Source organism: Streptomyces sp. NPDC030820, from assembly GCF_055572075.1.
Genome location: NZ_JBVIEB010000011.1, coordinates 315,888 through 327,324, shown reverse-complemented (window position 1 = coordinate 327,324; position 11,437 = coordinate 315,888). Strand labels below are relative to the sequence as shown.

Annotated in this window: 8 protein-coding genes and 1 pseudogene; 2 read left to right on the top strand and 7 right to left on the bottom strand. The window is 71.8% G+C overall.

Going from position 1 to position 11,437, the window contains the following annotated elements; genetic code table 11:
* The 3 genes and pseudogenes from ACZ418_RS29780 to ACZ418_RS29770 all read right to left on the bottom strand — a co-directional run.
* Positions 1 to 1,028, bottom strand: a 1,028-nt coding sequence (locus tag ACZ418_RS29780; protein ID WP_468368929.1) for a potassium-transporting ATPase subunit KdpA, incomplete at its 3' end; no start/stop codon positions are given.
* Positions 1,029 to 1,036: 8 nt separating this feature from the next.
* Positions 1,037 to 1,126: a K(+)-transporting ATPase subunit F gene (gene kdpF, locus ACZ418_RS29775; protein WP_037770757.1), complete on the bottom strand. Its 90-nt coding sequence runs from the start codon at positions 1,124 to 1,126 to the stop codon at positions 1,037 to 1,039.
* Positions 1,127 to 1,373: 247 nt separating this feature from the next.
* Positions 1,374 to 1,676: pseudogene (locus ACZ418_RS29770) on the bottom strand (amino acid permease); the annotation flags it as partial.
* Positions 1,677 to 1,857: 181 nt separating this feature from the next.
* Between ACZ418_RS29770 and ACZ418_RS29765 the strand changes: the two are divergent.
* Positions 1,858 to 2,229: a hypothetical protein gene (locus ACZ418_RS29765; protein ID WP_468368927.1), complete on the top strand. Its 372-nt coding sequence runs from the start codon at positions 1,858 to 1,860 to the stop codon at positions 2,227 to 2,229.
* Positions 2,230 to 2,245: 16 nt separating this feature from the next.
* On the opposite strand, the gene ACZ418_RS29760 is transcribed toward ACZ418_RS29765, so the two are convergent.
* From ACZ418_RS29760 to ACZ418_RS29750, 3 genes are all read right to left on the bottom strand, one after another.
* A complete protein-coding gene (locus ACZ418_RS29760) occupies positions 2,246 to 4,162 on the bottom strand; it encodes an NAD-binding protein (protein WP_468368924.1) in 1,917 nt (638 codons plus the stop codon).
* Between the two features lie 90 nt (positions 4,163 to 4,252).
* Positions 4,253 to 5,047 (bottom strand): DUF4118 domain-containing protein, encoded by a 795-nt coding sequence (locus ACZ418_RS29755; RefSeq protein WP_468368922.1) that lies wholly within the window; start codon positions 5,045 to 5,047, stop codon positions 4,253 to 4,255.
* On the bottom strand, positions 5,044 to 7,542 hold the full coding sequence (locus tag ACZ418_RS29750; RefSeq protein WP_468368919.1) for a sensor histidine kinase: 2,499 nt from the start codon (positions 7,540 to 7,542) through the stop codon (positions 5,044 to 5,046). The genes ACZ418_RS29755 and ACZ418_RS29750 overlap by 4 nt, the downstream gene beginning before the upstream one ends.
* Positions 7,543 to 7,780: 238 nt before the next feature.
* Between ACZ418_RS29750 and ACZ418_RS29745 the strand changes: the two genes are divergently transcribed.
* Positions 7,781 to 9,355, top strand: coding sequence for a Na+/H+ antiporter (locus ACZ418_RS29745; RefSeq protein ID WP_468368916.1), 1,575 nt, complete (start codon positions 7,781 to 7,783; stop codon positions 9,353 to 9,355).
* On the opposite strand, the gene ACZ418_RS29740 is transcribed toward ACZ418_RS29745, so the two are convergent.
* The gene (locus ACZ418_RS29740; protein WP_468368914.1) at positions 9,352 to 10,764 is read right to left on the bottom strand and encodes a hypothetical protein; all 1,413 of its coding nucleotides are present in this window, start codon (positions 10,762 to 10,764) and stop codon (positions 9,352 to 9,354) included. The genes ACZ418_RS29745 and ACZ418_RS29740 overlap by 4 nt on opposite strands.
* Between the last annotated feature and the right edge of the window lie 673 nt (positions 10,765 to 11,437).

The following is an 11,437-nucleotide window of genomic DNA, read 5'->3' as shown; positions in this document are numbered from 1 at the left end:
ACCGCTCCGGTCGAGGTGAGCGTGGTCGTCACCGCGAAGATCGAGGAGCCGCCGACGCCGAAGCGGACCTCCTTGCCCTCCATCGCACCGCCCGCCGCCTGGAGCGCGGCGCCGTGGTGGGCGAACTCGGTCCACATCATCAGGACGGTGAAGCCCAGCCAGATGGTGACCATCGTGGCGAGGATCGCGTACCCCTGCTTCACGTTGCCGACCATCACGCCGAAGGTGCGGGTCAGCGAGAAGGGGATCACCAGGATCAGGAAGATCTCGAAGAGGTTGGTGAAAGGCGTCGGGTTCTCGAAGGGGTGGGCGCTGTTGGCGTTGAAGTAACCACCGCCGTTCGTACCGAACTCCTTGATGGCCTCCTGCGAGGCGACCGCACCGCCGTTCCACTGCTGCGAGCCGCCCATGAACTGACCGACCTCGTGAATGCCGGAGAAGTTCTGGATGGCACCGCACGCCACCAGCACGATCGCCGCGATCGCGGCACCCGGCACCAGGATGCGCAGCGTGCCACGGACCAGGTCGCTCCAGAAGTTGCCCAGCTCACCGGTGCGCGAGCGGGCGAAGCCACGTACCAGCGCCACCGCGACGGCGATACCGACCGCGGCGGAGACGAAGTTCTGCACGGCCAGACCGGCGGTCTGCACGACGTGCCCCATCGTCTGCTCGCCGTAGTACGACTGCCAGTTGGTGTTCGTCACGAACGAGACAGCCGTGTTGAACGACTGCGCCGGGTTCACCGAGGAGAAGCCCATCGAACCGGGCAGCACGCCCTGCAGCCGCTGCAGCAGGTACAGGAAGAGGACGCTGACGGCGGAGAAGGCCAGTACACCGCGCAGGTACGCGGGCCAGGTCATCTCGGCGTCGGGGTTGGCACCGATGGCCCGGTAGATCCACTTCTCCACCCGCAGGTGCTTCTTCGAGGAGTAGACCTTGGCCATGTAGTTGCCAAGGGGGACGTAGGCGAGCGCCAGTGCGCCTATGAGGGCGAGCAACTGGAGGAGGCCTGCGGCTTCTGGACTCATGTCTGTTCTCAGAACCTCTCCGGGAAGATCAGGGCGAGGACGAGATAGCCCAGCAGGGCGACGGCCACGACCAGGCCGACGACGTTCTCGACGGTCACAGCTTCGTCACCCCCCGGGCGACGAGAGCCACCAGCGCAAAGCCCGCGAGCACGGTGACGACGAAGGCCAGATCGGCCATCGTGAACTCCTGAAGAGGTTCGGGGGTGGAACATGGACGGTTAGAGGAAACCGCCTCCCTGGCCGGATCTGGACAGTCGTTGACGGCCCTCTTACGGCCCCGCCCACGGCTTTGACGGGACTCTTACGGCCACCGAGCCCTACCAGCCAGTAACAGGGCGTTTCTCTTCAGAGCAGCCGGAAGCGCAGACGGCAGATCACCGCGTCGGTCTCCCGCCGCACGGCATGCGCGACGACCGCACCCCGCTGGTTCTGCAGCACCCGCTGCCACAGCCGCTCCGGCTCGGTCTCCGGGATCAGCACGGTGACCCGGGTGCCGGGCTCGGCCGCGGCCACCTCACGGACGTGCGCGGCGATGGGACGGCCCAGGCTGCGCCTCTCGCAGGAAAGCCGCACAAGGGGCACGCCCGGGTCCCACGCGGCCCAGGCTCGCTCCAAGGCGTGCAGCTGGGCACGGTCCTCAACGCGTGGTTCCCGTCCTCCGCGCCTCTACCGTCACCGGTATGGGACGCCGCGAGAAGGCGCACAGGTCACCGGCCTGCGCTGGCGCAGAATCGTCCGGGGCCGCGGTGCACGACGCGCCGGGGCGCTGTTCACCCCGCTCCTGTTCATCGACTGGGGGTCGGGCCGGTTCACGCTCTGGCGGGGCCTGTTGTGGCTGTCGCTCGCTCTGCTGCTGTTCCTGGTGCTGCTGCCCGCCCGGGTCACGGCTGGTGAGGACTGGCTGGCCGCACGGTGGCTGCTGCGCGAGCGCCGGATCCGGACCGACCTGCTGGTGTCCGTGCGCTGTCTGGAGGGCGTCTCCCAACGGCTCCTGCTGCGCGACGCGTTCGGCGCGCGCCTCGCGATCGATCCAGACGTTCTGGTGAACAACCCCGATCTGTGGCGCCGATTCGAGACGGGCGCCCGGAAGGCGGCGGCCGACGGTCTGCTGCTGTGCTGTCAGACCGCTGTGCGGCGTCTCTCGGCCCGCGTGGACCGTGAGACCGCGCCGGCCGTGTTCAAGGCATCCGGACTGGAGTGACGCTTACGGCGATTGCTCAGTCCCGTCGGTCCGAGGGATGCGGCTGCACGCCCGTCATCAGGATGTCCAGCCCTCGCCGAGTGGTCGCGAGCACCACGCGGTCGCCGGCCCGCAGCACCCGCCCCTGCGCAGGGCGCCAGTCGAAGCCGGACCGCCGGTCGAAGCGGAGTCCGGTGAGCGTGTCCATGGAGGACGGGTCCGTCGCCGGGCCGGCGGTTCCGACGGCGAGCACCCGCCACTCGTTCTCCCGGAACGCCTCGTGCACCGAGCGCCCCTCCAGCTCCGGGTGACCGGCCACGTCCACGCAGGTGAACAGCAGCGAGCCCCGCTCCACCGGCATGACGCCCAGCACATGGCGGCCCATCATGGCGGCGGCGAAGGACGGTGCGGCCAGCGCGGAAACGCTTCGGCTGCGGGTGAGGGCGTCCGGGTACGAGGCGCGCAGGGTGCGCTGGACGGTGGCCGCGAAGTCGTCGTCGTAGAGCCGCATGACCACGCGCACCGCCGGGTTGGTCTCTCGGGCGGCCATGACGATGTCCAGGTTCTGGCCGTCGTCACGGGTGAGGACGAGCAGCGAGCGGCTGTGCCGGATCCGGGCGAGGTCGAGCACGCCGGGGGTGGTGGCGTCCTGGAGGATCAACGGCACGCCGAGTTCGCGGGCGAGCGCGACACCGCGCGCGTGCGGGTCGCGTTCGATCACCACGACCCGGTGGTCGGTGGTGCGCAGCCGGGCGAGCACCCGGGTACCGATCTTGCCGAGGCCGACGAGGACGATGTGGCCGGTCGTGTCCTCGTCGGGCGGGTGGGTCGCGGAGGCGGCGCGGAAGGCTTCGGTGGCGTTCAGCGTGGCGGCCACGACGAGCGGCAGCACGGCCAGGCCGACGAAACCGGCGACGAGTTGGAGGATGCGCCGGGCGACCGACTCGTTCGTGGCCGGGTCGCCCATGGTGAAGATGTCCAGCATCGGCAGGTAGAGGTTCTTCCACCAAGGGTGCTCGTCTGCGAACAGCGCCGTGGCGCCGGCCAGGGCGAGCACCATGGCCCCGAGCGCGCCGAAGACGGCGGTGACCTCACGGGAGAGGAACACCTTCCACGGCAGGTGTGCCGGCCGCGCCCGCAGCCACGCGCCGACACGGCCACGGCGGCTGCGGTGGCCCGGTTCGGGTGCGTGGTGGTGGGTGACCTCCTCCAGCATCAGCCGGCCGTGCGTGAACTGGCGGTGGTAGGCGGTCTGGGTGTCCGGCAGCAGCTGGGTGCCGTCCTCCCCAGGTGTCTCCGGGCTGTCCTGGCTCGCCGGGTCGTCCTGGTGGGCGCCGGACAGGACGGCGAGCGTGGCAAGGTCGGTGGCCTGCGCCGGTGCCCCGGCCGGGCGTACCACCCCCCGGAAGACCTTGCCCTCGACCTGGAGGGTGTGACCGTGGCCGACGGCGGCTGCCGCCACGAGTTCCGGTACGGCGGTGTCGGCGTCCGACAGGACAGTGGTGGAGGTGTCCTGTGCCGCCTCCCCGGACAGGCCGGCGGCGCGGTCCAGCAGCCGCTCCAGGTGCCGCCCCCGCTCGCGGTGGAACATCCGCACCACCAGCCGTATCGACGGGTTGAGGGTGCGGGCCAGCAGCGCGGCGGTCATGTTGACCTGGTCGTCGCGGTAGGTGAGGGCGAGCGCGGCGGCCCGCTCGACCCCTGCGGCCCGCAGGGTCCGCTCGTCGGGGCGCGCGGAGACGTGCAGTTCGACCGGCGAGCGCGGGTCGGCGTGCAGCGCGGCGATCTCGGCGCCGTACTCGTCGTCCCGGCTGGGCACCACCACGGTGACGACCTCGCCGCACACCGCGTCCAGTTCGAGGGCGAGCCGGTGCGCGAGTCCGTCATCGCCGCAGATCACCATGTGCTGGGAGCGCTGGCCAAGTTCCCGGTGGAGATGGAGAGTTGACGTCACACCGTCAAGGAACGACCTGTGGCGCGGTGCCGTTCCACCGGGCGGCCGTGCCGGCGTCAAGATCGCGTCAGGGAATCCGCCGGGGCTTCCTCACCTCTGTGCCGGTCCCGACGTGTCCAGTGCCGCCCCCGTCTGGTCGGCCAGCGTCACCGCGACCAGCCGGGCCTGGAGCGGGGGTACGGCGCCGGGGCCGGGGGTGAGCATGAAGCGGCCGAGGTAGTGGCCGTTGCCGTAGGCGCGCAGTTCGATCTCGCCCTCGGGCCAGCCGTCCGTATCGGGATTCCACGTGCGCCGGCCGACGGTCACGCTGCCGTCCGTCTCCAGGCGCGGGGGCCGTCCCAGGAGGCTGCCGTACTCGAAGCGGCAGGCGCGCAGGCCGAGCAGGTCGGTCAGCTCGGTACGGACGTGGTCGACCACGGTGTCGGCCGAGTTGGCGGACTGGGCGAGGTCGGCCGTGCGGTGGATGCGCGCCAGGTGGGCGGCGTCCGTCACCGTCATGACCTCCAGCCGGCGGGCGCGGGCCGCGAGCTGGGAGACGATCACTCCGACGACCAGCAACAGCACCGCGGTCTCGATGTCCGCCGTGGCGTTGATGTCGAAGGTCTCGTACGGCCGGGTGAGGAAGAAGTCGAACCAGGCCGCCGCCGACAGGGCCGCGACCACGCCCGCCGCACGGCTGCCCAGCGCGGACACCGCGACCACGACCACGACGAGGATGAGGGCCGCGTTCGTATGCGACAGGCTGGTGCGGAACGGGACCAGGACGAAGGCCGCCAGAAACGGGGCGGCCAGTCCCACGGTCAGCGCGAGCCGGTCCCGCAGTGGCCAGGCGCGGGCCGGGGTGTGTGGGCGGTGCAGCCTCCATGTGCCTGCATGCGTGCTCATCGCGCACCTCCTGCACTCTGCTCGGTGGGTTCGGCCCCCACGGGCTGCTCCGCGAACGGCAGCGACACGACCATTGTCAGGCCGCCGCCGGGGGTGTCCTCGGGGGTGAGGGTGCCGTTCATCGCCTCGGTCAGGCCGCGGGCCAGCGCCAGGCCGAGGCCGAGTCCGGTGGTGTTGTCGGTGTCGCCGAGCCGCTGGAAGGGTTCGAAGATCCGTTCCCGGCCGGTCTGCGGGAGTCCGGGGCCCCGGTCGACCACGCGCAACTCAACGCGTCCCGCCAGGACACTGGCGGTAACCAGTACCTTCTGCCCCGGCGGGGTGTGGCGGGCAGCGTTGGAGGCGAGGTTGGCGATCACGCGCTCCAGCAGCGGCGGGTCGGCGAGCACCGCCGGGATCTCCTCCACGTCCACCGTCTCGACCCCGGGAATGTCGGCGAGTGCCATGGGCAGGACCTCGTCCAGGGAGGTCGGGCGCAGGTTGAGGGTGAGGGCGCCGACCTCCAGGCGGCTGAGGTCGAGGAGGTTCTCCACGAGGCGGTTGAGCTTGGCCATGGACTCGTCGGCGGTGGCGAGGAGTTCGTCGCGGTCTTCCGGTGTGAACTCGACGTCCTGGCTGCGCAGGGAGGTGACGGCGGCCCAGCCCGCGGCGAGCGGGGTACGCAGGTCGTGGCCGACGGCCCGCAGCAGCGCCGTGCGCAGCCGGTCGGCGGCCTTCACCGGCTCCACCTCCGCCGCCGCCTCGGCCAGCCGGGCCCGCTCCACCGCCGAGCCGACGTGCGCGGCGAACGCGGCCAGCACCCGCCGCTCGGAGGAGGAGAGGGTGCGGCCCCGCAGCACCAGGTACGCCCCCGGACCGGCCGGCACCGATGTGGCCGCCTCGGCATCCGGCGGCTCGTCCGCCAGCTCCGCCGACTCCATGCCGAAGGTCTCCCGCGTCCGCTCCAGCAGAGCCGGAATCGTCGCCTCGCCCCGCACGATCGTCCCGGCGAGGGACGACATGGTCTCGGCTTCAGCGGTCGCACGGGCCGAGCGCCGGGACAGCCGCAGCGAGCGGTCGACGACCCCGGCCACGGTGGCCGCGACGACCGCGAACACGGCGAGGGCGAGCAGCGCGTTCGGGTCACTGAGCGTGAATCGGCCGATGGGCGGGATGAACCAGTAGTTCAGGAGCAGGGACGCCGTCACCGACGCGATCACCGCCGACGCGACCCCGCCTATGCAGGCAACGCCCACGACCGCGAGCAGCAACAGCAGCGCCTCACTGGTCAGGTCCAGCGCCCCGCGCACCTGCGCCAGCACGGCGGTGAGCAGCATCGGCAGGACGAGCCCGGCCACCGGTCCGGCGACCAGCCGGGCGGTGGAGAGCGTGCGGCGCCGGGACGGCAGGAGGGTGCCGCGCCCGGCCCGTTCGTGGGTGACGCGGTGGACGTCGATGTCGCCGGACAGCTCGGTCACGGTCTCGCCGGTGCCGGGTCCGGTCAGGAAACGCTGCAGGCGACCGCGGCGGCTGGTGCCGAGGACGAGCTGGGTGGCGTTCTCGGCGCGGGCGAACTCCACGAGGCTGGTGGCCACGTCGTCGCCGACGACGGAGTGGTAGCTGCCGCCGAGGTCCTCCACCAGCCTGCGCTGCCGAGCGAGGGAGGCGGCCGAGACGCCGCCGGCCAGGCCGTCGCTGCGGGCCACGTGCACGGCGAGCAGGTCGCCGCCGGCCGACCGGGCGGCGATCCGCGCGGCCCGCCGGATGAGCGTGTCGCCCTCGGGGCCGCCGGTCAGAGCGACGACGACCCGCTCCCTGGTCTCCCACACCCCGCCGATGCCGTGCTGCGAGCGGTACTCCTGGAGCGCCTCGTCCACCCGGTCGGCCACCCACAGCAGGGCCAGCTGCCGCAGCGCGGTCAGGTTGCCGGGCCGGAAGTAGTTGGCGAGGGCCGCGTCGATCTTCTCCGGGGCGTAGATGTTGCCGTGCGCCATCCGGCGGCGCAGCCCCTCGGGCGGCATGTCCACCAGCTCGATCTGCCAGGCGCGGCGTACGACCTCGTCGGGCACCGTCTCCTGCTGCGGAACGTGGGTGATCTTCTCGACCACGTCGTTGAGGGATTCGAGGTGCTGGATGTTCACCGCGGTGATCACGTCGATGCCGGCGGCGAGGAGTTCCTCGATGTCCTGCCACCGCTTGGGGTTGCGGCCGTCACCGGGGACGTTGCTGTGGGCGAACTCGTCCACGATCGCGACCTGCGGGCGGCGCGCCAGTACCGCGGCCAGGTCCATCTCCTGGAAGCCCCCGCCGCGATAGGTGCAGGACGTGCGCGGGACGACCTCGAGGCCGTCGATCATGGCCTCCGTGTGCGGGCGCCCATGGCACTCCACGAAGCCCACCACCACGTCCGCCCCGCGCGAGGCACGGCGCCGTCCCTCGTCGAGCATCCGGTAGGTCTTGCCGACCCCCGGGGCCGCCCCGAGGTAGACCTTCAGTCGTCCGGGCCGTACGTCACTCATCGCCGCCGACGCGCTCCGCTCACTGGCTCAACTCCCCTGTGATCGAGGGGGACTGCCTCCTAAGGAAGCCCTTCCACGGGCCGGGTGGGACGCGTGTTAGCGAATCCTTGGCGCCTACTCCGAGGACATTGACGCTGTCTTGACGTGACCTGGGCCGATAGGGTGACCGCGGTGTGCCGGGAAGTCTGGTCGGCAGGGGAGCCAGGGTGGTTCCCCTTCTCAGTCCCAGGGGGACGGCATGCGGAGCGTCGGTACGGTTCTCGCCTTGGTCATTCTGGCCACCGTGGTGGCGACCTTCGCGCGCCGCTGGCGGATGCCCGCCCCCTCGCTCCTGGTGGTCGCCGGTCTCGCGGTGGCACTGCTGCCGGGCACCTCCCAGATCGAGATCAGCCCCGAGATCATCGGGCTGGTCGTGCTGCCCCCGCTGCTGTACGCGAGCGCGGAGGACATGCCCTGGCGGGAGCTGCGGGCGGTGTGGAAACCGGTCGGGATCCTCGCGATAGGGCTCGTGCTGGCCTCGGCAGCCGCCGTCGGCGCGGTGGCCGCGCTGGTGACTCCCCTGTCGTGGCAGATGGCGTTCGTGCTGGGCGCGATCCTGGCCAGCACCGACCCGGTCGCCGTGACCGCGCTCGGCCGGCGCCTCGCCCTGCCGCCCAAGGTGCAGGTCCTGGTCCAGGCGGAGAGTCTGTTCAACGACGCGACCTCTCTGGTGCTGGTCCGGGTGGCGGCGGGCATCGCGGTGGCATCGGCGGCGGCGAACTGGGGAGCGGCAGGCGGTGAGTTCCTGCTGCTGGCCGGTGGCGGCACGGTGATCGGGGCGGCCGTGGCCGGTGTGGTGGCGCTGATCCGGCGCCGTACCGAGGAACCGGTGCTGGAGACGGTGATCGCCCTGGTCACCCCGTACGCCGCCTACCTGCTGGCAGAGGCCGCGCACACCTCCGGAGTGACGTCCTGCGTAGTCGCCGGGGTGGTGCTGGGCGGGCGCGGCGACCGGCTCACGAACGCCCGCATACGCCTTCAGCTGCACGCCGTGTACGGCACGGTGGTGTTCCTGCTGGAGAGCGTGGTCTTCTCGCTGATCGGTCTGGCGCTGCCCGCGCAGGTGCGGGCCCTGGCCGACGGCGACCGGTCCTGGCCGCTGTACGCCCTCGCCGTCGCCGCCACCCTCATCGCCGTACGCCTGCTGTGGCTCGCTCCCCTGTCGGCCGTCGTGCAGCGCAAGGGCGGGATCGGCCGGACGAACTGGCGGGTGCCGGTGGTGCTGACCTGGGCGGGTACGCGCGGGGTGATGCCGCTGGCCGCGGCCCTGTCCATACCCGAGGTCGCAAAGGACGGCACCGCTCTGGCGGACCGCCCCCTGGTCCTCGTCCTGACCACGTCCGTGGTGGTCGTGACGCTGGTCGTCCAGGGGTTCACCCTCGCCTGGGTCGTCCGCGCCTCCCGCATCGCCCTGGAGCCCGCCCACACCGAACGCGAGGAGGTCGAGGCCCGCTCCCACCTCGCCCACGCCGGCCTGGCCCGCCTGGAGGAGCTCGCGGAGCTGGAGGTCGTACCGGAGGTCGTCCTGGACCGGCTGCGCCGCGGCCTGAACGCCCGCCTGGACGACGCCCGCGACCGCCTCGCCGAGCACAACGGCACCGCTGCAGCCACCGAGTCCGCCGACCTCGTCTACCGCCAGCTGCGCCGCGACCTGATCGCTGTGGAGTCCGAAGAACTGCAGCACCTCTACGACACGCACCGCATCAGCGACACCACCCGCCGTCGGCTCCAGCGGTCCCTGGATCTGGAAGAGGCGCGGCTGGCGGATGCCTAACGGAACTCCGCCAGCCGTGGCCGCAGCCCCAGCACGGTGAGCACCATCGCCGCGAGCAGCAGGCCACCCGCCCAGGGAAGCAGGCCGCTCACCGCCGAGCGGCCGTCCCGCACCGAGGAGGCGAAGTGAGCCCGGTTGATGTCCGTCACCTTGTCCAGGGCGGCCATCCACGCGCCGAAGTGCGCGTTGGAGGTGTCCGGCTTCCAGTCCATGCAGAACTCCACCGCCTCGCGTTCCTTCCCGGCCGCCAGCAGCGCGCGGATCCTGCGGTCGTCGCGCTGGTAGACGGCGTACGTCTCCACGGTCTGCTCGGCCGCGGCACGTTCCCCGGGGAAGGTGATGTTGTCCAGCTCGCGCCGGAACTCGCCGGTGAAGCGCAGGTCGTGGCGGTCGGTCCGGTACGCCTGCCAGCTGGTGGACAACCCGTCGTCGTACGTGTCCAGGGTCGCGCCCCGGATGCCGTACAGCTGCTGCGACTTGGCGAGGAACGATTCCGCGTACTGGTCGCGGCGACGGGGGTCGAGGAGGTACCGGCTCTCGTCGGCGTTGGCGTCGTAGGCGATGGCCCGGGCGCGGGAGAGGGCGACGACGGAGTCGAAGGCGTCGCGGCGGGCGCCGCGCAGGTTCGCGGACGACGAGGTGAGCATCTGCGTGCCGAGGACCACCGCGAGCAGGGCGCAGGCGGTCGCGGCGAGGAGGGGCGGGTTCAGGATCCGGTGGAAGCGCCGGCTCAGGTACCACTGGAGGATGCCGAGGGCGGCCAGCAGCGGCACGCCCAGCGCGGCGGTGGCGGCGAGCTGCGCGGAGAGCGTGGAGCGGGCGGCGCCGTACTCGGCGTCGAAGGCGCGGTCGTTGGCGGAGACCAGCGTGCGGGACTCGGGCAACAGCTTGCCCTGCAGCAGGTCGGTCGCCCTGCGGTAGTCCACCAGCGCTGCCGCCTTTCCGCCCCGGTGCCCGTCGTTCTCCAGGGCTCGCCCTATCAGCTCCTGGTACTCGGCGAAGTCGTCGGTCAGGTTCTCCACCGTCTTCTCGTCCGACCGGTCGCCCTGGGCCGCGACGGCGAGGGTCCGCAGGTCGTGGCCGATCTCGCGCCGAGAGCTGCCGTAGAAGCCGACCGCCTTGTCGTACGGGGTCTGCAGGCGGCCCTTTCCGGCGTCGCCGCCCGACAGCAGGACGTTGGCGGCCTGCGCGTCCATGTCGTTCAGTGCGAGGTTGAGGTCGGCGGCGCTGGTGGTGCGCGGGGCGTCCCGCTCGGACACGCTGTCCCAGGTGCCGTTCGCAGCCAGCCCGGCGACGGTCAGCAGCGCCGTCACTGTGGTGGCGAGCAGGAGCGTGGCCGCGCGCAGAAGGCGCAGCCGCGCAGGCACGGTGGCCCAGAAGCGGCGGCGCAGACCGGCCCGCGCGGCCACGGCCTGCCGCCGCAGGCGCTGCCCCGGGCGCAGCCCCGGACCTGGTCCGGCCGTCCGCGAATACCCTCGTCTTCGCGGTCCGGGACTGCCCCCGGGCTGGGCGACCACAGTCCGTGGCAGTGCCCCTTGCTCGGTCCGAGGACCCTGCGCTGATCCGGCCGCGAGAGTCACGGTCCCTCCAACGTCACCGCCACGGACGGTCACCCGTCCCCCGTTGGTGATCAGTCTGCGACCGGATTCGGCCACCCATGGCTCGTCTTGACGGCTCCCTGATGGCGAATCAGCTTTGTTTGACGGCACTTTGACGGCGCCAGCGCGGCGCCGTATGAGTGCCGCAAATTCTGTGTCCGCTACGCCGGTCGGAGCGGCGAGCGGGATTAGATTCGCTGTCGGCCGCCGCTGGGTCCACGGACGTCAGTGGACCCGCACGACGGGCGGAGTCCCCACTCCGCGGTGACGCGAAGGCGGCCCGGTGCGTGTCCAAGGGGGCACGCGCCCGCGCAGGACGCCTTGCCGTCGCCTCATCGCCGGCGTCCGTGCGCCGCCGTGGGGGGGGGGGGGGGGGGGGGGGGAAGAGGGGGAACCCCCCACCCGTGATTCCCCCCAAAAAAAAAAAAAGGGGAAACTCCTCTCTTCTTCCCAGCCAAAGCCCCCCCTCCTCCCCTCAAAGTAG

What these genes read in the sequence shown, in the direction of transcription:
- ACZ418_RS29750 (WP_468368919.1), bottom strand. Translation starts at nt 7,542, where the DNA reads ATGAGTGACGTACGGCCCGGACGACTGAAGGTCTACCTCGGGGCGGCC.
- ACZ418_RS29755 (WP_468368922.1), bottom strand. Translation starts at nt 5,047, where the DNA reads ATGAGCACGCATGCAGGCACATGGAGGCTGCACCGCCCACACACCCCG.
- ACZ418_RS29745 (WP_468368916.1), top strand. Translation starts at nt 7,781, where the DNA reads ATGCGGAGCGTCGGTACGGTTCTCGCCTTGGTCATTCTGGCCACCGTG.